This window comes from Gilliamella sp. B3367, from assembly GCF_026536825.1.
GTDB classification, from domain to species: domain Bacteria; phylum Pseudomonadota; class Gammaproteobacteria; order Enterobacterales; family Orbaceae; genus Gilliamella; species Gilliamella apicola_E.
Map to the genome: position 1 here is coordinate 98,701 of NZ_JAFNNJ010000001.1, position 22,840 is coordinate 121,540.

Below are 22,840 nucleotides of genomic sequence, written 5' to 3' on the forward strand. Positions count from 1 at the left end.
GTTGTTAATAACTAAAATACACATAGGTGAATAAAGTGAAAAAAATTATATCTGTTGTTGGCATCAGTATTGCTCTACTTTTTACAGGCTTTGCAAACGCTGAAACTAAAATTGGTGTTATCGATATTAAATCTGTAATGGATCGTATGCCAGAACGAGAAGCAATCGGTAAAGAATTGAACCAAAAATTTGAAGCGAGAGCTAAAGCATTAGAAAAAGAAGAAAAGCTTGCTGATGCAGCTGCCGCACGTTTAAAGAAAGAAGGGCTAACTTTGTCATCTTCAGAAAAAACTAAATTAAATAAAACTATTGCAGATTTTCAGAATAAAGCCACAGCTTTCACAAATGAATATCGTGATAGCGAAACAAAAGAAGCTGGTAAATTACTAACCAAAATTCAAGAAGCAGTCAAAACCATTGTTGCTGAAGAAAAATATGATCTTATTTTAAGAGCAGATACGGTTTTATATGCCTCTGACGCTGTTGATATTACTGACAAAGTTTTGGAGAAGGTTAAAAAATAATGTTTGCTTTTCGTTTAGAGCAATTAGCTGACAAGCTTGATGCTACATTATATGGTGATGGTGAATTAACTATCACCGGTGTAGCATCAATGAAAAGTGCCACAAAAGGTCAAATCACTTTTTTGTCGGATAAAAAATTCCAAAACAATTTATTAACTTGTAACGCTTCAGCAGTTGTTATGACAGAAGATAGCCTTAAATATTGGAATGGGGCTGCTTTGATTGTTAAAGATCCTTATCTTACTTATGCAAAATTAGCACAACTTTTAGATACGACACCGTTACCCGCTAAAGGTATCGCACAATCAGCGGTGATTGATTCTACTGCTAAGCTTGGACAAAATGTATCAATTGGTCCAAATGCTGTTATAGAAAGTGGTGTAAATCTTGGTGATAACTGTTGTATTGGTGCTGGCTGTTTTATTGGGAAAGATACTCAAATCGGTGCAGGCACAAAAATATGGTCTAATGTATCTATATACCATAACTGTATTATTGGTGAAAACTGTTTGATCCAATCAGGAACAGTAATAGGTGCAGATGGATTTGGTTATGCAAATGACAAAGGTAAATGGATAAAAATTCCTCAGCTTGGTCGAGTAGTAATTGGTAATAACGTTGAAATCGGCTCATCAACAACAATCGATCGTGGTGCTTTAGATGATACTGTCATCGGTAATGGCGTCATTATTGATAATCAATGTCAAATTGCGCACAACGATATTATTGGTGATCATACTGCTGTCGCTGGTGGTGTTATTATGGCGGGTAGTTTAAAGATTGGACGCCATTGCCTAATTGGTGGTGCGAGTGTTATTAACGGCCATATGGAAATTTGTGATCAAGTAACTGTGACTGGAATGGGTATGGTTATGAGACCAATTACTGAGCCGGGTGTATATTCATCGGGTATTCCATTACAACAAAATAAAGTATGGCGTAAAACAGCTTCATTAGTTTTACATATTGATGAAATGAATAAACGTTTGAAAGCACTTGAGAAGAAGCTATTAAATGTCTCGACGTAGACGATTACGGTCGGTATAATGCTTCCCTATTTTATAAATTTAATTAGCTCAATTAATCAATTTATAATTATGAGCAAATATATTCAATAATTCCGAGGTATAAAGATGCAAGTTTCGGTAGAAACAACAGAAGGTTTAGGCCGTCGTTTATCAATTACAATTAAATCAGAAGATATTACCAAAGCAGTTGATAAAGAACTTATCAATACAGCAAAAAAAGTCCGTATTGATGGTTTCCGTAAAGGAAAAGTACCTTTAAAAATTGTTGAACAACGCTATGGTGCTTCTATTTTACAAGACGCTTTAAGTGATTTGATGCAACGTAATTTTATCGATGCTATTATCCAAGAAAAATTAAATCCAGCTGGTGCGCCAACATATATTCCAACAGAATATAAAAATGGTGAAGATTATACTTTCACTGTTGAATTTGAAGTTTATCCGGAAATTAAAATCAAAGATTTAGATAAAATCGAAGTTGAAAAACCCGTAGCTGAAGTTGTTGATGCTGATGTGGAAACAATGATTGAAACCTTACGTAAACAACAAGGTACTTGGAAAGTTGTTAAAAAGACAGCAAAAGAACAAAATCGTGTCACGCTTGATTTTTTAGGTAAAGTTGATGGTGCTGAATTTGAAGGCGGTAAAGCTGATGATTTTGCACTTGTATTAGGACAAGGTCGAATGATCCCTGGTTTTGAAGATGCAATCATCGGTCACAAAGCTGGAGATGAATTTGATATTAATGTGACATTCCCAGAAGATTATCATGCTGAGAATTTAAAAGGTAAACCAGCAGTATTTTCAGCTTCACTTAAAAAAGTTGAAGAACTTGAGTTACCTGAACTAACTGAAGAAGTAGTGAAAAGATTTGGTATTGCAGATGGCACAGTTGAAAGTTTACGAGCAGAAGTCCGTAAAAATATGCAACGTGAACTTAATGCAACAATTCGCAATAAAATCAAAACACAAGTCATTGATGGTTTAGTAAAAAATAATGATATTGAAGTTCCATCTGCTTTAATTGATCGCGAAATTGATGTCTTACGTCAACAAGCCTTAACTCGTTTTGGTGGTAATGTTAAACAATCAATGGATCTACCTAAAGAGTTATTCGAAGCAGAAGCTAAACGCCGTGTGTTAGTTGGATTATTATTTAGCGAAATCATTGAAAGTAACAAGTTAAAGGCTGACGAAGCAAAAGTACAATCTTTAATTGATGAAATTGCAACTGCTTATGAAGATCCTAAAGAAGTGGTTGATTATTATCGTAAAGATAAGAAAGCAATGGATAATATCCGTTCTGTTGCACTAGAAGATCAAGTAGTTGATTTATTATTAGCTAGCGCAAAAGTGACAGATAAGACTTATTCATTCTCAGAATTAATGAATCAACAAGTTGCTTAAGCAGCTTGTCACTTTATTTAATTAAAATTCATTATAAGCCCAAATAAGGATCAATTGTTTGGGCTATTTTGTTTAATTAGGAGATGAAAATGCCTTTAGAACCATACATGAGTGTGATTCCAATGGTTGTTGAGCAAAGTTCTCGTGGCGAGAGAGCTTATGATATTTACTCACGATTATTAAAAGAAAGAATTATATTTTTAACTGGGCAAGTTGAAGACAATATGGCAAATTTGATTATTGCTCAGATGCTTTTTCTTGAAGCTGAGAATCCTGAAAAAGATATCCATTTATATATCAATTCCCCTGGTGGAGTAGTGACTGCTGGTATGGCTATTTATGACACGATGCAATTTATTAAACCAGATGTGAGTACTATTTGTCTTGGACAAGCATGTTCAATGGGCTCATTACTTTTAACTGCTGGTACTAAAGGTAAACGTTTTTGCCTGCCTAATGCACGCGTCATGATCCACCAACCATTAGGTGGTTTTCAAGGACAAGCGTCAGATATTCAAATTCATGCTCAAGAAATATTACAGGTTAAAAGCCGATTAAATAATATTTTATCAATGCATACTGGTCAGGATATTAGTGTAATTGAAAAAGATACAGATCGTGATAACTTTATGTCAGCCGAGAAAGCAGTTGAATATGGATTAGTTGACGCCATATACAGTAAACGATCTTAATAATAAATAGGTAAAGAAAGTGGATAAAGAAAACTCAGAAAAATTACTCTATTGTACTTTTTGTGGCAAAAGTGAACATGAAGTCCGTAAGCTAATTGCTGGGCCATCATCTATTTATATTTGTAATGAATGTATTGGACTATGTAATGATATTCTAAAAGAAGAAACAAAAAGTTTTCTTTCACATGAAGAATTTATTAGTAAACCATTACCGACACCGCACGAAATACGAGCTCATCTTGATGAATATGTTATTGGTCAGGAACGGGCTAAAAAAGTATTATCAGTTGCTGTTTATAATCATTATAAACGTTTACGTAGCTATTCTAACCGTAGTGATGTTGAGTTAGGTAAAAGCAATATTTTATTAATTGGTCCTACGGGTAGTGGTAAAACATTATTAGCTGAAACATTAGCACGTTTTCTTGATGTCCCTTTTGCCATGGCTGATGCAACTACATTGACTGAGGCTGGATATGTTGGTGAAGATGTAGAAAATATTATTCAGAAATTATTACAAAGTTGTGATTATGATGTAGAAAAAGCGCAACGTGGGATTATTTATGTTGATGAAATTGATAAAATTTCTAGAAAATCAGATAATCCATCTATTACTCGAGATGTTTCTGGTGAAGGTGTTCAGCAAGCTTTATTAAAAATTATTGAAGGTACTGTTGCATCTGTTCCTCCTAAAGGCGGACGTAAGCATCCACAACAAGAGTTTTTACAAGTTGATACTTCTAAAATCCTCTTTATTTGTGGGGGCGCATTTAGTGGGTTAGATAAAGTTATTGAAAATCGAGTCTCTACCAACACAGGTATTGGTTTTGGTGCTGATGTAAAAAGCACTAAGAATAAAGCGACAGAATCTGAGTTATTAGCTCAGATAGAGGCAGAAGATTTGGTTAAATTTGGTCTTATACCTGAATTTATTGGTCGATTACCTGTTATTGGAACGTTATCAGAACTTGATAAAGATGCTTTAGTTAATATATTAACCGAACCTAAAAATGCTTTAACCAAACAATTTAATGCTTTATTAGAGTTGGATGGTGTAGAACTGGAATTTACTAAAGAAGCTTTAGATGCCATTGCAATTAATGCGATGAAACGTAAAACAGGTGCTCGAGGATTACGTTCAATTGTCGAAAATATACTGTTAGATACAATGTATGACTTACCATCAATGCAAAACGTAAAAAAAGTACTTGTTGAGAAAGATACGGTAAATCATTTGCAATCACCTAAATTGATTTTTTGTGAAGATACAGAACTATCTGCATAATAGATAAGCAATTATCCTATTCAAACTGGTAAGCAGCATTTATGTAAAAAGTGAAATACGTATGTACATTTATTGTACTACGTATTTAAAACAGGATAAGCTTGAATATCTTAAAATCACCCCAATATAAGACAGATAAGTTTGTACTACCGAGAGAATAAAATGAAGACAAAACAAACTAAACAAATGATTATGCCTATTTTACCATTGCGTGATGTTGTTGTATTTCCACATATGGTAATTCCTCTCTTCGTTGGTCGTAATAAATCAATCCGTTGTTTGGAAAGTGCAATGGAGATGGATAAACAAGTTTTTCTTGTAACACAAAAATATCCTTCACAAGATGAACCTGATGTAGAGGACTTGTATGAAGTCGGTACTATAGCCAATGTTTTACAATTACTTCAATTACCTGACGGTACAGTTAAAGTTCTGGTTGAGGGTGTCGCGCGAGCTAAAATTGTTGATATTATTGAACGAAAAGATGATGATTTTTTAATTGCAAATATTAAACCGCTAAAAGAAGCTAAGAAAGCTGATAATATTAGTCAAGCGATGATAAGAGTCTTATTATCAAATTTTGATGATTATGCGAAACTTAATAAAAAAGTCACTCAAGAGGTTGTTGATTCAATTCATTTAATTAAAGAATCATCTCAATTAGCAGATTCCATAGCTGCTACCTTATATATAAAAGTTGAACAAAAACAAGAGATTTTAGTTACTGCTGATTTAGAAAAACGTTTCGAGTTGCTTATTTCATTAATGGAATCAGAAATTGACTTGTTGCAAGTTGAAAAAAATATCCGTCAACGCGTCAAACAACAAATGGAAAAAGCGCAAAAGGAATATTATCTAAATGAACAGATTAAAGCTATTCATAAAGAGTTAGGTGATATAGATAATAAACCTGATGAATTTGAAGAGCTAAACTCAAAAATTACTAAAGCAAAAATGCCAAAAGAGGCAAAGGAAAAAACACTTTCTGAGCTTAATAAGCTTAAGATGATGCCTGCTATGTCTGCCGAAGCAACTGTTGTTCGCGGATATATTGATTGGATGTTACAAGTTCCTTGGAATAAACGCAGTAAAGTAAAAAAAGATATTAATGCTGCACAAAAAGTTTTAGATAAAGATCATTATGGGCTGGATCGTGTAAAAGACCGAATTTTAGAGTATTTGGCTGTACAAAGTCGAGTAAATAAAGTTAAAGGTCCAATTTTATGCTTAGTCGGGCCTCCAGGCGTTGGTAAAACATCATTAGGTCAATCCATTGCTAAAGCTACGGGTAGACAATATGTTCGTATGGCTTTAGGTGGTGTGCGCGATGAAGCGGAAATACGTGGACACCGAAGAACCTACATTGGTTCAATGCCAGGTAAATTAATTCAGCGTATGGTAAAGGTTGGTGTAAAAAACCCGCTATTTTTATTAGATGAAATTGACAAGATGGCTTCTGATATGCGTGGTGATCCTGCATCGGCATTACTAGAAGTTCTGGATCCTGAACAAAATAATGCATTTAATGACCATTATTTAGAAGTGGATTATGATCTATCTGATGTCATGTTTGTTGCGACAGCTAATTCAATGAATATTCCAGCACCACTACTTGATAGAATGGAAGTTATTCGGTTATCTGGTTATACCGAAGATGAAAAATTGAACATTGCTAAACAACATTTAATCGCTAAACAGATTGCTAATAATGGCCTAAAAGCAAATGAAATTGATATTGATGATTCAGCTGTAATTGGCATTATTCGCTATTACACTCGTGAAGCAGGGGTCCGAAGCTTAGAAAGAGAAATTGCTAAAATTTGCCGTAAAGTTGTTAAACAATTGGCTTTAAACAAGCGTTTGCGTAAAGTAAGTGTAACTCAAACTAACTTAAAAGATTACTTGGGTGTACAGCGTTTTGATTATGGTAAATCCGAAAGTGAAAACCGGATCGGTCAAGTGAATGGTTTGGCATGGACAGAAGTCGGTGGTGATTTGCTAACCATTGAATCAATGAGTGTTGTTGGTAAAGGAAAATTAACTTATACCGGCTCACTTGGTGACGTTATGCAAGAATCTATTCAAACGGCACTTACGGTTGTTCGTTCGCGCGCTGAAAAATTGGGTATTAATAGCGATTTCTATGAAAAGCGTGATATACATGTGCATGTTCCTGATGGTGCTACACCTAAAGATGGTCCGAGTGCAGGTATTGCAATGTGTACGTCATTAGTATCTACTTTAACGGGTAACCCTGTTCGTGCTGATGTTGCCATGACTGGTGAAATTACTCTACGAGGTGAAGTATTACCAATTGGTGGATTAAAAGAGAAATTATTAGCTGCTCACCGAGGTGGCATAAAAACAGCTATAATTCCTATTGATAATGTTAAAGATCTCGAAGAAATTCCAGCAAATGTTAAAGCTGAAATTGATATAAAACCTGTTAAATGGATAGATGATGTATTGACGATTGCATTGCAAAATAATCCATTTGGTATTGAGCCGGTTAAGGAAAAAGTTCAAATAAAGTCGCCAGTTAAAAAATCTGTTAAAAAAATTAAAAATACAGCAAATATTTCAACTCGATTGAACTAAAATAAACCAATCAAAAAGCCAACCTTATGTTGGCTTTTTTTTCGACCTTTAATTAGATAATAGCCAATTTTGGCAAATATGATATACTTGCGAAATTAAAATTCAGGTATATGGAGAATGACAAGCTATGATGGAAAAAATAAGAACAGCTGCAAACAGTCTTGTTGTTAAAATAATCTTTGCTATTATTATTTTATGTTTTATTTTTACTGGTGTTGGATTTTTAGGCTTTGGTGGTGGCAGTGGTGCAAATGATGAGCAATTGTACGTTGCTAAAGTCGACGGAGAAGGGATCAGTCGAACTCAATTTGAGTCTCAAGTAAAGTATGAATTAAGTAAAATTACAGGTGGTGATGCTTCGCTTACCAAAGTAATCCGAAGAAAAGTGTTATCTGAGCAAATAGATAATTATTTAGCTTATCAATTTTCAAAAAATATTCATGCAGCAATCAGTAACGAGCGCGTAAAAGATTTTATTAAAAATCAGAAAGTTTTCTTTATAAATGGAAAATTTGATAATCAAAATTATTTAAATTTACTTGCTGAAAATGGTTTTACTCCAGAAAGTTATGCAAGCTCATTAAAAACATCGTTACAACAAGAACAAGTTATTGGTGCATTAGTCACAACTAGCTTTGTTTTACCTTCTGAATCTGAAATTTCCTTGTTAAAAGATCAGACAAGAACTATCTATGCTACTAAGATTGATTCTTCAATAGATGATATGAAAGACATTAATATTACCGAAGAAGATGAGAAAAAGTATTATGATGAACATAAAAATGATTTTATGAGGAAAGAGCGAGTAAAATTAAAATTTATTTATAATTCAAAAGATGACATCGCTAAAACCATTAAGGTTACTGATGATGATGTAAAAAAAGAATATGAACAAAATTTAAAAAAATATACCTACCCAGCAAAAAAAGAGTTTAGTGCTATTTTTGTTACAGACAAAGCGCAAGCAGACAAGATCGTTAAAGAGTTATCTTCAGGCGCAAATTTTCAAAATATAGCTGAAAGTCTAAATCAAAATAATAATAATAATAATAATAATATTTCAGCTTATGGTAAGAATGGTTCTTTAGGTTGGTTTGCTGATGATGATTCTCTGCCTGAGTTCTTTAAAAAAGCAAACTTGAAAAAAGTTAATCAAATTTCAAATCCAATTCCGACTGATGATGGCTTTATCATAATTAAACTTGATGCTGAGTTACCACCAAAGGCTATGGATTTTGATTATGCTTCAATTTTAATTTACGAGAATTTAACTAAACAAAAATTACAAAATGGATTTAATGCTGTTGAAGATAAAATGAAAAATGCCTTATCTCAATCACCTAAATCAATTGAAGAGTTATCTGAAAAAACGGGTCTTGAAGTTCAAACAACTGATTGGACAACTTATAAAGATATGTCTACAATCATGATTCATCCTGAAATTAGTGATTTAGTCTTTAGCGAAGAAATGATCGCTAATGGGCAACCGACTCTTAAATTATCAGACTTAATTCCAGTTGAAAGATCTCATGGTAGCTATGATTTTATTATTCAAGTTACTGACTATCACCCAGAGGGGATAGCTCCGTTTGATGAGGTTAAAGATGAAATTAATAAAAAACTATCTAAAAATATCTCCGAGAGTCGTTTTAAAGCTAATGTTGAAAGCCTTTTAAATGAGTTAAATACTACTGGAAATTCAGATAAAGTAAGCTTTAGTAAGAAATATGTTTTGCACAGAGATTCGAAAGATTTAGACAAAAAAGTAGTTGATATGGTTTTTAGTTTAGAACCACCAATTTCAGGTGTTAAATCTGATGAGTTTAATGTGGAATATTTAGAAAATAATACTGCTTATATTTTCACCTTAATTAAAGTTGATACGCCTAAGGAGTATCAAGATATTTCACCAGAATTATTACCATTATCTATGTCTAACACTTTTCATTATCTTGCAAATGATATTCGTTCTAAAGCGAAGATTGAAATCATGCCTGATGCAAATTTGTGATAAAGATCGAAAAATTTTGGTGATAAATCAAAAAAAGAGAAGCCACTTTGGTGGCTTTTCGCATTTTTATGAATATTAAAATTTAGCAAATTAATTCCATGAGATAGTTATGAAGCAAATTTAGTTGCATAATTATATTGGAGTTAATTTACATGAAAATTTTTACACTATTATGCCTTTTATTTTCATCTTTACTTTTTTCAACAGTTAGTTTTGCTGATTCGAAAGCAGATGTCACTATAAAAGATGAGCAAATTGTACAAGTCAATATTAATACGGCAACAGCTGAAGAGCTAAGTAAAGTATTAACTGGTATTGGGATGAGTAAAGCTAAGAAAATTATTGAGTATCGAGAAAAATTTGGTCCTTTTGTTTCTATAGAACAATTAAAGGAAGTTTCTGGTATTGGTCAAGCAACGCTGGATAAAAATATAGGAAAAATCACTTTATAAATATCCTATCTTCCAAGAGATAATCTATCTGTTGGAAGATATTTTTAATTATCAATTGGATCAACGTCAATACTCCATCTTACGTTTGATGCTTCACTCCACTGTTCAGTTATAAGATTATCTAATATTTGTTGTAATAATTGTCTGTTCGTATGTTGTAATAATAATTGCCAACGATTATAACCCGCTTTTTTAGGTTGACTAGCAGGCATTGGACCAAGTTGCCATAAATTATGGTCATAATTGGACTTTAACCAATCATGGATACGCTGTAAAAATTTTGGTGCCTGTAAATTATTACGGTCAGCAGCACGAATTAACACCTGATAGCTAAATGGTGGCAGTAAAGTTTGTTGACGTTCAATTAGTGTTTGTTTTGCAAATGCCTGATAACCTTCATTTAATAAAGTATTTAATAAAGGGTGCTCTGGATGATAGGTTTGTAGAATCACTTCGCCAGCTTTTGTTTCACGACCAGCTCGGCCTGATACTTGAGTATAAATCTGAGCAAATCTTTCCGTTGCTCTGAAATCACTTGAAAATAAGGCGCCATCAACATCAATTATGCCAACTAACGTTACATCAGGAAAGTGATGACCTTTAGCCAAAATTTGTGTACCGACTAAAATATGGGCTCCGCCTTTATGAATATCATTTAAATAGGTATTCAATGCTTCTTTTTTAGTTATCGTGTCGCGATCAATACGAGTAACTTTTATATTTGGGAACAAAATATTAAGTTGTTTTTCAAGTTGCTCCGTTCCAAATCCAATTGGTAGTAACTGGGTCGAACCACACTTAGGGCACTGTTTTGGCACTTCCCTTGGCGTATCACAATAATGACAAATCAGTTTATGCTGCTTTTTATGATAAGTATAAGGGCGATCACAACGTGGGCATTCCGCTATCCAACCACAATCATGGCAAATTATTAATGGTGCGAACCCTCTACGGTTAAGAAATAACATCACTTGGTTATTGTTATTCAAATGCGTTTTTATTTTTTCTATAAGTGGTTGAGATAAACCTGAAGCTAAAGCCATGCCGCGAATATCTAAAATAGATTGTTTGGCTAATTGGGCGTTACCCGCTCTTTGAGTAAGTTTGAGATGCTGGTACTTATGAGTTTGTGCATTATTAATCGATTCAAGAGAAGGTGTTGCGGAACCTAAAACTATAGGTATATTTTCAATTCTAGCTCGGATAATAGCTAGATCTCTAGCATTATAACGCCATCCTTCCTGTTGTTTGTAAGAACTATCATGCTCTTCGTCGATAATAATGATACCTAAATCTTTAAAGGGAGTAAAAAGCGAAGAACGAGTACCTACAACAATGGCATTTTCACCCTCTTTACTTCTTAACCAAACATCTAAACGTTCCTTGTCTGTTAAGCCTGAATGTAAAATATCAATCGGGGCATTAAAGCGCTGTTTAAAACGCTTTATTGTTTGAGGTGTTAAACCAATTTCAGGAACTAAAACTAAAGCTTGCTTACCTTGTGATAACACATCTGCAATTATATTTAAATAAACTTCAGTCTTTCCTGAACCAGTTATACCATCAAGCAAAAATACACCAAATTGTTTATTCTGTTTATTAATAGTCTCTATGGCATTAGATTGTTCATCATTTAATTGGATCGATGTTGGGTTGGTCGAGTATTGCCAGCAAATATTGTCAGGTTGTTGATAAACTAATTCTATAAGCTGTTTTTTTTGTAATTCTTGATATAAATTTGAACTAAATTCGTCTTCATTTAAACAGTTGTTTCTAAGTGAAGATAATAATAACTTTTGTTTTGGTGTACGTGATAATAAGCTTAAATCAATTTGTTGCCCTAGAGGTGTTAATTGCCACTGTTTTATATCATCCTTGATAGCTTGACGACCTTGCCTTAATAGAACTGGCATGGCATGAAATATGACTTCGCCAATTGGAAAGTGATAATAACTTGTTGCCCAATTCAATAACTGCCAAATTGGTTGAGGAAAGGGGTTTTTGGTATCAATAATTGCGGTAATTGATTTTAAATTTTCGCTATCAAAGGTCGATTGCTGATCAATTTTAATGATTATTCCAATCATTTCCCTTTTACCAAAAGGCACTCTAACCCGCGCACCAATTTCAGCAGGTACTGTTAGTTTGTAATCAAACAGTCGATAAAGGGGTACCGGTAAGGCTACATGGGCAATCAGCATTAACAATCACTATTATTAAAAATTGATATTGTACGCAGATTTTATTTAACTCGCAAAAGTTACATAGAGAAATTAATTATTTTTGAGTTAACTATCTAATAACTTTATTTATATGATAGTAGTATCCATAAACAAAATTTGTTATCTTGAACGGCAAGTTAAAGCATAATATTTAAAGGTAGTTAAAAATGTCAGCATCATTTTCACACATTAATCAACATGGTGATGCACATATGGTTGATGTTTCTGAAAAAAAGTTAACTTTACGAGAAGCTCGAGCCGAGTCAATAGTATTAATGAATGCTGAAACATTTAACCTAATTATTGAAGGGAAACATCATAAAGGTGATGTTTTTGCAACTGCAAGAATTGCCGGTATTCAAGCGGCTAAACGAACATGGGATTTGATTCCACTTTGTCATCCACTACTTCTAAGTAAAATTGAAGTCAATATCGAACCTGTATTTGAAAATCACAGCATTAGGATTGAAACAATTTGTCGGCTAAGGGGCCAAACAGGTGTCGAAATGGAGGCCTTAGTTGCTGCTTCAGTTGCTGCATTAACGATATATGATATGTGTAAAGCTAATCAAAAAGATATGGTTATTAATCAAGTTCGGTTACTGAATAAAATTGGTGGTAAATCGGGCGAATTTAATGCGGCAGAGCAGTGATACTATGAACAAAATTATTTTTTTTGCACAAATTAGAGAATTAATTGGGGTTGAAAAACTTGAATTATCGGTAGAGCAAATGTCAATAAATCAACTTTTAGATCACCTTAGTTTGCGTGGTGATAAGTGGGTATTAGCTTTAAAAGAAAAAACAGTATTATGTGCAGTTAATCAGACTTTAGTTGACTATGACTATGTCATTCAAAAGGGTGATGAAATTGCTTTTTTCCCTCCAGTTACAGGTGGTTAACAGCGTGAACATTATTCAAGTTAACCAATCTCCCATTGATGTGAATTCATTAATAACTTGGCTTTATCAATCGCCTATAGATGGTGCTGTAGTGACTTTTATGGGTAAGGTGCGTAGTTTTGAAAACCAAGTTATAAGTTTAACGTTAGAGCATTATGCAGAAATGACTGAAAAGGTGCTGTGCAATATTATTAATCAAGCCAGAGATAGATGGTCGATTAATCGTGTTGCAATAGTCCATCGTGTCGGTCAAATTTATGCAAATGAAAGTATTGTTTTTGTTGGTGTTAGTGCAGCACACCGCAGTGATGCTTTTGCTTCAGCGGAGTTTATTATGGATGTACTAAAAAATGAGGCTCCATTTTGGAAGAAGGAACAGACTTCTAGTGGCGAAAATTGGGTAGAAGCCAAGCAATCGGATATAAATGCATTGAAGAAATGGTATTAATATTTATTTAGTCTATAATAGATTTCATCATCAAAATGTCTTCAGAGGCTCAAAAAAGAGCCTTTTTTGTTAAGCTTATATTAATCTCTTCATATTTATCTTTTTTTGTTAAAAATTTTGAGGAAAGTACTAATTTTAAGTAGAAAAATCGCTATTATTAAAAATTTTTAATCCTATTGCTCGTGGAGCTATATGAAAAAACTCTATTCGTTCGTATTAATAAATATTTTTATTTCGTCTATCATTACTATCCGATATTTTTGGGTGCCTGGTTCATCGTTTAGTTGGGATGGTAGCTTTTTTTCTCTATTTGCCGTGTTAGGCCATTTTTTCTCTGTTTATTTATTACTTTTTATTTTATGTTTTCCGTTTATTTGGGTGAAGAGAACGTTAAGTAATATTTGTTTAGCTGCTTTATTTAGTTTGTTACAGATTGTGCTGTATGTTGATACTATTGTTTTTCAGCAGTATCGATTTCATATCAATGAATCTGTGCTATCAATGGTTTTCTCGGGGCAAGTTGTCGATTTTTCAACGATCACTTATGTTTTGATGTTTTTGTTAATATTAGTATCTTTTGGAGCAGAATATTTAATTCTTTATTTGTTAGATAAAAAATTTAGCCAAAAACGTTCAAGAATATTAATCGTATCGACAGTATTTCTCTTCGGTTGTTTTTTTATTAGTCATTTAATCCATATGGTTGCGTTTTATTATGCCTATTCCCCCATCATGATTGTTAAAGAATATATTCCATTATATCGTCCATTTACCTCGAAAAAGATAATGGGATTGTTTGATAAATCAGGGCAACGTAAGACACTTATTGAAAAGGAGAACCAACACGCAACTATCTATTATCCTAAAAATGAGCTGATGATTAACCCTCATAATACTACAACACCCAATATTATGTTTATTGTCTTAGATTCTTGGCGTTATGATACTTTTAGTCAAGAAATTTCACCCAATACTTACCATTTTGTGAAACAGAATAATGGAATAATTTTTAATAATCATTACTCAACAGGGAATGCAACTCGAACTGGTATTTTTGGACTTTTTTATGGTATCCCCGGCACGTATTGGGATGCTTTTTTAAGAAATAGAATTCCCTCGTTATTCATAACAACATTGCAAAAAGAAAATTATAATATAGGTATATTTACTTCAGCCAAAGTTACTGCGCCAGAATTCGATCGTACGGCATTTTTAACCATTAAAAACTTAAGAATTAGTAGTAAAGATGGATCTGCATCGAGTCGAGATAAACAGTTAACTGATGATTGGCTAAACTGGTATAAGAGTAGAGATACATCTAAACCAAGTTTTTCATTTTTATTTTTTGATGCACCACATGCTTATGATTTTCCCAATTATTTTGAAGTTAAATTCAATCCAATTGGCGAGCTGAATTATATGACATTAAGCAATGATACAGATCCTGTTCCCATTTTTAATCGTTATAAACAAAGTGTCTACTATGATGATTATTTGCTTAAAAAGGTCTATGATGAACTTGAACGATCAGGCTCGCTAGATAATACGTTAATCTTTATAACAGGTGATCATTCACAAGAAATGAATGACAATAATCTGGGTTTTTGGGGGCATAATGGTAACTATACTGATGCTCAAACTAAAGTACCTTTTATCATAGTTGGAGCAAAAGATCTTAAATATATCACAGATAATATAAATAAATTTACCAGCCATGAAGATGTCGTTCCAACAATAATGCGACATTATTTGCATGTGGAAAATGATATTTCAGATTATTCGACAGGTTATGATTTATTTAGCCCAATAATCGATCGAGATTGGCTATTAATGTCAAATTATAGTTCTTATGCCGTTCGGACTAGAGACAACATCTATTTTGTTAATCGTCTTGGTATAAGCCACTATTTTGATTGTCATAATAATCAGGTCGATAAAACACCTGATTATAAAACAATCCAAGCGGCAATGAATGATATGCGTTATTTTTTCCAGACACAAAAATAAAAAAATCCACCGTAAGGTGGATTTTTATTATCGAACATCAGCACAGTTTAGACAGTAAATATAACGGTTTTGTGAATCTTGGAACTTATCCCATAGTGAAACTTGTTGCTTAATTTGTTTTACTTCTGGGATATGCTCAAAAAATACCTCTGCTGTTGATTTTGGCATCATAGCAAACATATCTGAGTAAAGTGCATTGAACCAACTGCCTTCAGGCTTTTGCCAATCTATTTTATAATTAGAAATATTGGCTAATGTTGCAGCCATATCAACCGCATCGTCAAAATCCCCTAATTTATCCACTAAGCCATTTTTACTTCCTTCGGAGCCGAGCCAAACTTGCCCTTGAGCTATATGATCTACTTGTTCTGAGGTCATATTACGAGCTTTTGCTACTAAAGAGATGAAATTAAAGTAACCATTATCAATATTCATTTGAATAAATTGATTCATTTCATCGGATAAATTTTGAGTTAAGCTGTTATTTGCCAATGGTGAGGTTGAAACCCCATCGTTATAAACACCAATATGAGAAAGCGAATTTTCAAAGGTTGGTACAATGCCAAAAATACCTATAGAACCTGTAATCGTATTCGGACTAGCGACAATATAATCAGAAGCAGTTGATATCCAGTATCCTCCGGAAGCAGCCATTCCGCCCATAGAAACAACAACCGGGATTTGGTAACGACGTAAAGTTTCTAGTTCACTGCGAATTGCTTCTGAAGCTTCGACACTTCCTCCTGGACTATTTACTCTGAGTACGACAGCCTGTATGTTATTACTTTGTAATTTATTACGAATATCTCTTAATTGTTTAACAATATCTTGGCTACCAGCTACATTACTGCTATTTGCGCCGTTAGTAATAGTTCCATTCACAAAAATGACAGCTATTTTTGGTTCTTTGTTTGATTCTTCAGCATTTTCCTTAAGTCTATAATCATAGATACTGACTTTTTGTTTTATTTTATGTTCAAGTTCAAAATCAAATTCATCACTTATCGCATCAATTAAACCGTTTGCTAAAGCGTATTGGGCCATATTACCATTAACAGATTTTAGTTCTGATAACATTTTATCGGCTGAAGGAACTAGTTGTGTAGGTGCTTTTTTGCGTTCTGCAGAAATGTCATTAAGGTAGTTATTCCACATTAAATTTAACCAACGAGAAGTGTTACTTCTTGCTTCTTCTGACATATTATCTCTGATAAATGGCTCAATAGCTGATTTATAAGTTCCTACACGGAAAACATGAGTATTAATCTTTAAGTTGTCTAATAATGTTTTGTAGTACAAATTATTGGCGGATAATCCAAAAACATTAACTGCACCTAATGGGGTTAAATAGATTTTATTAGCATAACTCGCCAAATAATATTGGCTTTGATTGAAGCTTGAACCAATAGCGTAAATAGGCTTATTTGCCTCTTTGAATCTGTTTAAATATTTACCAATATATTGCAAAGAACTCAAGTCTGCTCCGACAAAGTTATCCAATTTTAGGACTATGCTATTTATATTAGGATCTGATGTAGCTTGTGATATTTTTTGCACTAAATCGAATAAACTATTTTCACGTGATAGATTTACTCTTTTACCATATAATTTATTTTGTATTTCATACAATTCATCACTATAAAGCGAATTGTCGACAATAACGCCTTCAAGATTTATAACTAATGTGCCATATTGAGGAATGATGTCTTGCTTTTGTGATTCTTTAAATAATGCAATACCACTCAAGATCAATAGGATTATGATTAAGAAAATTAGGTTAAGAAATATTTCTCTAATTAAATTGATACCTTTCCAAATTGATTTTATAACAGTTAGTACAGACATAATAAAATAACCCTTTAATTATTCTTTTATTTTTAATTTTTCATGTTTTTCTTTTTGAAATATTTTTTATCTTCAAATCGTAAACATGTTAATTTTCCACCCCAACAGCACCCTGTATCAAGTGCGTAAATATTTTCAGGTGTTCCTTTTCCATTCAATGCTGCCCAATGACCAAAAGCAATACTATATTCTGACGGAATTTTACTTGGTAATGAAAACCATGGTTTAAGTTTCGATGGAGCATCATCTGGTTGATCTTTACAATAAAAATCAAGCCGTCCATCTTCGTAACAGTAACGCATTCTTGTTAAAGCATTAGCAATAAAGCGTAATCGATCTAACCCTTGTAATTCATATGACCATTCATCAGGAAAGTTACCATACATTTTGTCAAGAAAGAGGGGATATGAGTCACTACTTAAAACCTGATGAAGATCATTAGCACATTTTTTCAATGTTTCAAGATCCCATTGTGGAGATATTCCGGCATGAGTCATAATAAGTTTTAATTTTTCATCTATTTGAATTAATGGTTGTTTACGCAACCAATTCATTAGTTCATCGAAATCATCAGCGTGGATGAGTTCGTCAAGATTATCCTTCTTTTTTGATGGTGTAACATTGGCGTAAATTGAGAGTAAATGTAAGTCGTGGTTACCTAAAACTAATCTTATTTGTTCGCTGTTTTGTTTTACAAATCTAAGAACTTCAAGTGATTTTGGTCCTCTAGCAACTAAATCTCCAGTAAGCCATAAGGTATCTGATGATGAAAAATCAGCTTTCTCTAATAGTCGCATAAACTCATCATAACAGCCGTGAATATCACCAATTATTAGATTTGCCATAAGGTTATTTCCAAGCGTTTGCTAATAGACAATATTGTTGTACTGTCAAATTTTCCGCACGTAAATTCGGGTCAATACCTAATTCAGCTATTTGCTCACTGTTAAATAAATTACTTAAGCTATTACGAATTGTTTTACGTCTTTGGTTAAAAGCTTCGGTAGTAATACGTGATAGTACTTTAATATCATTAACTAAATAGGGCTTTTCTTTGTAAGGTATTAGTTTAACTACAGCTGAATCAACTTTAGGTGCTGGTTTAAAGGCTGTAGGTGGTACTTCTAAAACAGGGATGATTTGGCAGTAGTATTGTGCCATAACACTCAATCGACCATAACTTTTGCTGTTAGGTGCAGCAACTAAACGAGTAACAACCTCTTTTTGCAGCATAAAATGCATATCAGTAATGATTGGTGCATATTCGAATAAGTGAAACATCAATGGTGTTGAAATATTGTAAGGTAAATTACCAAAAACTCTCAGAGGTTGACCTAATCTATCGGACAATTTGTTGAAATCAAAATTTAGTGCGTCTTGTTCAATCACACTGATTTTATTTTGTAAAAAAGGATTTTCAACTAATCGGCTAGCTAAATCTCTATCAATCTCAATAACAGTTAAATGATCTACCAATTTACTTACAGGTACTGTCAATGCGGCAAGCCCTGGTCCTATTTCAACCAGTGCTTCCCCTTTCTTAGGTTGTATGGCTGCCACAATACTTTCAATAATATAATTATCATGTAGAAAGTTTTGACCAAATCGTTTACGGGCAAAATGACCTTGATGAACACGATTATTCATTCTTACCTTCACCTGTAATTTTGATATATGCATCACCTTTTAACTCTTGAATCCAAACTTGTGCTTCTTCAGCAAATTTTCTATTGAAAATCATCCGATAAGCTTGATCTTTTTTAACTAAGTTTGTACCGTCAGTTTGTCTGGTATCAATTAGTTGGATTATATGCCAACCATAAGATGATTTTATTGGTTGACTGATTTCACCCTTTTTCAATTGTGATAATGCAGTCCTGAAACCTTCATCATAAACTTCTGGCCTATTCCATCCTAAATTACCACCACTATCTTTTGAACCTGTGTCTTCTGAGTTAGCTTTTGCTGCTGCAGCAAAAGTTGTTGCTCCGCTGGTAATGGCTTTGCGAATGTTAATTAATTTTTGTTTAGCCACCTGATCGGTAACTAATACGTTGGTTTTAATTAAAATATGACGAGCATTAACTTCTTGAAGTGTAATTTTTTGTGGTGTTTCAGAACGGTTATCGTCAACTTTTAATATATGAATCCCAACTCCAGAGCGAATTGGTCCTATAATACTTCCTTTGGGCGCTCGAATTAGTCGTTCCTCAAAAATAGTAGGTAACTCATTTAACTTTTTCCAGCCCATTGATCCACCTTTTAAAGCAAGATCATCATTTGAGTATGACGCGGCTAATTTAGCAAAATTTTCCCCTTTTTTTGCACGATTGATGATGTCCATCGCTTTATTGGTAGCACTATCAACTTGTTGTTTAGACGCTTTTTCTGGAATAGTAATTAGAATATGACTAATTTTAACATCAATATTGTTAGTTGGTTGGTTAGCTATTGTTTTGGTTAAATGTTCTACTTCTCTGTTAGAGACTTTGATTCTAGGTCGAACTTCATGCAGGCGTGCTTGTTCTATTAGCATATCAGTATGAATACGATCACGATAAGTGCTATAGCTCATGCCCATAGTTGATAATCTGCTTCTTAGTTGATCTATTGTCATACCATTTTCAGCTGCTATTCTATCGATTGCGGCGGTAACTTCATCATCACTAATAGTAATTTTTGCTTTTGCCGCTCTTTGTAAAATTAATTTTTCAACAACAAGGCGATCAATAATTTGTTTTCTAAGTATTTTATCATTAGGTAAAGATTTAGGATCGGCGCTCGCTTTAATCGTTTTGAGCATGTCACTCACATCACTTTCTAAAATGACGTTGTTATTCACAACAGCTGCAACCTGTTCAACCACTTTTGGAGCAGCATTTGCTGAAAAAGGTGTAAAGAGTACTAAATTAACACTCAAGTTTAATGCAATAAAAAGTTTTAATAATTTCATATTTACTCAACTCATTATGTTGTTGCGGTATTAAATTTACCACAATAAATTTATTAGTATGTTTATTCAAATGTTGTTGTATAAGGTAATTTACCAAAGTTTAACATTTTGGCTTGCGTGTCACGATTACTTCCTAAACCTTTAAGTTCAAAGTTAATTGACAGTTTGTTTTTGTATTTACTTATATGTTCTGTGTTATCCCAGTCGGTTAATTTGCGTCCATATTGTACGGTTACTCCCCAACAGCAGTCGCTATAATTTACCCCAATAAAACTGTCTGAAATCTGTTTTTGCTTAATATCATAATAATAAGATCCCACAGCACTCACTTTTTCAGATAGTGGCCAACTAACCATAATGCCGGCTTGAGAAAGATCTTGTTTGTAACCTTTATATGCGGAATACTTATACCTGTCATCTACAGTGTCAATATAGTTACGATTGGCATAACGATAAGATAATTGAATTAATTTGTCACCCGATGGTCGATATTCAAACGTTGTATTGGCTAGCGAAATAGTATCGATACGGGTGTCGTATTGAATCCCGCTTCGGAAAATAATATCGTCACTAATTCGCCAGAAATTATCTGTTGCCCAAGTGACACTACCCGTATCAGAATTTTTATCTAATTCATTATTGTGATCACCGGTTTTAGATTTTGTAAAATAGGTAATTTGCCCTAAGGACATATTAAATTTTTCAACTTTGTTACTATCATAAAAACGTGTAGTTACACCCGTTGAAAGTTTATTTGTTGATGCAATACGGTCTAAACCACTATATGTTTGATCTCTAAATAAACCAATATAATCAGCTTGTAAGAGTGTGGAATCGTAATTTCCAATATTTGATTGGTTACGATAAGGGTTATAAGTATATTTCACTCTAGGTTCGAGTGTTTGGCTATACCCATCGATTAGATCAAAGTCTCTTTCAAAAATTACTTTACCATCAATACTAAATTTCGGTATAAAACGATTTACAGTGCGATCTAACTTTATCCCTTCTTTTATGTGTTCAAGATTATTATTATATTTAAATATGTTTTTCTGGTTGTAATGAGTTGCCATAAAACCAGTTTCTGCAGATAAATTTGCCCAAGAATTTGTAACTGTATAATTGATAGTTGGTTCTATATGGACTCGCCAAGCTTCGGGTTCATTATCTGTTGAATTTATAAAATGAGAAAGTTGTGAAAAAGTCTTAAATTTTAATGGTCCCAGCTCGTAGTTATAATAGTTGATATCTAATTGAGGCTGAGTTTGGTAAAGAATATCATAGTGGAATGGTTGGAAGTGTTTGTAACCTAAAGCAACATCCCAATTTTCATCATTGTATGCTAATTTATAAAACTGAGTCAGATATCCAGCTGTTTGAGACGCATATTTAGAACTGAGATCTGTTAAATATTGATTGTCACTGACTCGTGTAGTATCAGCTATAAAACGCCAATTGTAGTTAATTAATTCGTCGTTTTTCCAATAGAATAACCATCGATTACGATTGTTATCGTATCTGTTGCCATTTGTTGATTTTTTTCTATCGTCACTGTATTGATTATCATGCTGTAACCAGTCAAAAGCGAAAGTCCCTAATCCTAATTGATTTAAGTAGCGAAACTCAGTTTGTAACTGTACACCACGGTGTTGTAGTATTCGCGGTGTTATAGTCGCATCATAATTTGGAGCAATGTTCCAATAATACGGTAATGAAAAATCGATACCATCAACACTATCGTAACCAAAACTAGGAATTAACAACCCTGATCGTCTTTTATTGCCTGTAGGCAATTGTAAATAAGGTGAGTAAAGAACAGGTACTTTCTCTATTCTAAATACCGCATTCCAAACTTCTAACAACTGTTCTTCATTATCGTGAATAATTGTTGAACCTGTAATATTCCAAGCACTATCTCCTACAGGACAGGAGGTAAAACTACCATTTTTAAGAATTACATAGCGATTCTTATCAAGTTTGATCTCATCGGCTTCACCTCGTCCAAGTCTATTAACTAATTGATACTCACTTGGATTCATATTGGCATCATTGTTGTTTAGATTCATCGATGCGTGGTTACCTTTGGTTTGTATCATATTATCTTGATAAGTGATATCACCATCGAGTGTAACCATCCGATTATTTGCATCTTTTGAGTCAATCGTCACTTTATCAGCTAAAACTGTACGATTGCCTTGCTCTACATAAACACGACCTTTGTAAATAGCTAAATTAGGATAAAGTCCTTCAAACTCATCTGCCTCTGCATTAATAGGTAATGTATTTATATCTCCATTAACAATTGGTCGCTCAAATTTAGGTACACCAACAAGACACTGCGGATTAGTAGTGTCATTTTGGGGTAAATCTATTGCATAACTGCTATAATTGTACAAAGAAAATGTTACAGCTATAGCAATACGAGAAGGCGATAATTTTTTCATTAATGATTAGAATATGATTAT

General features: G+C 33.4%; 18 protein-coding genes. 12 read left to right on the forward strand and 6 right to left on the reverse strand.

Going from position 1 to position 22,840, the window contains the following annotated elements; translation table 11 throughout:
• Nucleotides 1-35 precede the first annotated feature (35 nt).
• From J3U23_RS00450 to J3U23_RS00485, 8 genes are all read left to right on the forward strand, one after another.
• Nucleotides 36-524 carry an OmpH family outer membrane protein gene (locus tag J3U23_RS00450; RefSeq protein WP_267338181.1) on the forward strand — a complete coding sequence of 163 codons (489 nt, stop codon included), beginning with the start codon at nt 36-38 and terminating at the stop codon, nt 522-524.
• Entirely contained in the window at nt 524-1,552 is a 1,029-nt protein-coding gene (gene lpxD, locus J3U23_RS00455) for a UDP-3-O-(3-hydroxymyristoyl)glucosamine N-acyltransferase (protein WP_267336689.1), read from the forward strand. The genes J3U23_RS00450 and lpxD overlap by 1 nt, the downstream gene beginning before the upstream one ends.
• Nucleotides 1,553-1,657: 105 nt before the next feature.
• On the forward strand, nt 1,658-2,959 hold the full coding sequence (gene tig / locus J3U23_RS00460; RefSeq protein WP_065734764.1) for a trigger factor: 1,302 nt from the start codon (nt 1,658-1,660) through the stop codon (nt 2,957-2,959).
• An 89-nt stretch (nt 2,960-3,048) separates the two neighbouring features.
• The gene (clpP, locus tag J3U23_RS00465; protein ID WP_305054763.1) at nt 3,049-3,651 is read left to right on the forward strand and encodes an ATP-dependent Clp endopeptidase proteolytic subunit ClpP; all 603 of its coding nucleotides are present in this window, start codon (nt 3,049-3,051) and stop codon (nt 3,649-3,651) included.
• A gap of 19 nt (nt 3,652-3,670) precedes the next feature.
• Nucleotides 3,671-4,936: an ATP-dependent protease ATP-binding subunit ClpX gene (gene clpX, locus J3U23_RS00470; protein ID WP_267338183.1), complete on the forward strand. Its 1,266-nt coding sequence runs from the start codon at nt 3,671-3,673 to the stop codon at nt 4,934-4,936.
• Between the two features lie 162 nt (nt 4,937-5,098).
• Complete coding sequence (lon, locus tag J3U23_RS00475; protein WP_267330026.1) at nt 5,099-7,534, forward strand: endopeptidase La; 2,436 nt, start codon at nt 5,099-5,101, stop codon at nt 7,532-7,534.
• 127 nt (nt 7,535-7,661) lie between these two features.
• A complete protein-coding gene (locus tag J3U23_RS00480) occupies nt 7,662-9,545 on the forward strand; it encodes a SurA N-terminal domain-containing protein (protein ID WP_267338184.1) in 1,884 nt (627 codons plus the stop codon).
• Nucleotides 9,546-9,697: 152 nt separating this feature from the next.
• Nucleotides 9,698-9,997, forward strand: coding sequence for a ComEA family DNA-binding protein (locus J3U23_RS00485; RefSeq protein WP_267336692.1), 300 nt, complete (start codon nt 9,698-9,700; stop codon nt 9,995-9,997).
• Nucleotides 9,998-10,041: 44 nt separating this feature from the next.
• On the opposite strand, the gene priA is transcribed toward J3U23_RS00485, so the two are convergent.
• A complete protein-coding gene (gene priA / locus J3U23_RS00490) occupies nt 10,042-12,198 on the reverse strand; it encodes a primosomal protein N' (RefSeq protein ID WP_267338186.1) in 2,157 nt (718 codons plus the stop codon).
• A 188-nt stretch (nt 12,199-12,386) separates the two neighbouring features.
• Between priA and moaC the strand changes: the two genes are divergently transcribed.
• From moaC to J3U23_RS00510, 4 genes are all read left to right on the forward strand, one after another.
• Nucleotides 12,387-12,872: a cyclic pyranopterin monophosphate synthase MoaC gene (gene moaC, locus J3U23_RS00495; RefSeq protein ID WP_065562378.1), complete on the forward strand. Its 486-nt coding sequence runs from the start codon at nt 12,387-12,389 to the stop codon at nt 12,870-12,872.
• Between the two features lie 4 nt (nt 12,873-12,876).
• On the forward strand, nt 12,877-13,122 hold the full coding sequence (gene moaD / locus J3U23_RS00500; protein ID WP_267338187.1) for a molybdopterin synthase sulfur carrier subunit: 246 nt from the start codon (nt 12,877-12,879) through the stop codon (nt 13,120-13,122).
• Between the two features lie 4 nt (nt 13,123-13,126).
• Entirely contained in the window at nt 13,127-13,570 is a 444-nt protein-coding gene (gene moaE, locus J3U23_RS00505; protein WP_255305717.1) for a molybdopterin synthase catalytic subunit MoaE, read from the forward strand.
• 192 nt (nt 13,571-13,762) lie between these two features.
• Complete coding sequence (locus J3U23_RS00510; RefSeq protein ID WP_267330031.1) at nt 13,763-15,577, forward strand: sulfatase-like hydrolase/transferase; 1,815 nt, start codon at nt 13,763-13,765, stop codon at nt 15,575-15,577.
• 27 nt (nt 15,578-15,604) lie between these two features.
• On the opposite strand, the gene sppA is transcribed toward J3U23_RS00510, so the two are convergent.
• The 5 genes from sppA to lptD form a co-directional block, all read right to left on the reverse strand.
• On the reverse strand, nt 15,605-17,422 hold the full coding sequence (gene sppA / locus J3U23_RS00515; protein WP_267330032.1) for a signal peptide peptidase SppA: 1,818 nt from the start codon (nt 17,420-17,422) through the stop codon (nt 15,605-15,607).
• A gap of 32 nt (nt 17,423-17,454) precedes the next feature.
• On the reverse strand, nt 17,455-18,267 hold the full coding sequence (gene apaH / locus J3U23_RS00520) for a bis(5'-nucleosyl)-tetraphosphatase (symmetrical) ApaH (RefSeq protein WP_267338188.1): 813 nt from the start codon (nt 18,265-18,267) through the stop codon (nt 17,455-17,457).
• 4 nt (nt 18,268-18,271) lie between these two features.
• Nucleotides 18,272-19,069 carry a 16S rRNA (adenine(1518)-N(6)/adenine(1519)-N(6))-dimethyltransferase RsmA gene (rsmA, locus tag J3U23_RS00525; protein ID WP_267338189.1) on the reverse strand — a complete coding sequence of 266 codons (798 nt, stop codon included), beginning with the start codon at nt 19,067-19,069 and terminating at the stop codon, nt 18,272-18,274.
• Entirely contained in the window at nt 19,062-20,375 is a 1,314-nt protein-coding gene (surA, locus tag J3U23_RS00530; protein ID WP_065562371.1) for a peptidylprolyl isomerase SurA, read from the reverse strand. The genes rsmA and surA overlap by 8 nt, the downstream gene beginning before the upstream one ends.
• Nucleotides 20,376-20,437: 62 nt before the next feature.
• Nucleotides 20,438-22,819: an LPS assembly protein LptD gene (lptD, locus tag J3U23_RS00535; protein WP_267338190.1), complete on the reverse strand. Its 2,382-nt coding sequence runs from the start codon at nt 22,817-22,819 to the stop codon at nt 20,438-20,440.
• Between the last annotated feature and the right edge of the window lie 21 nt (nt 22,820-22,840).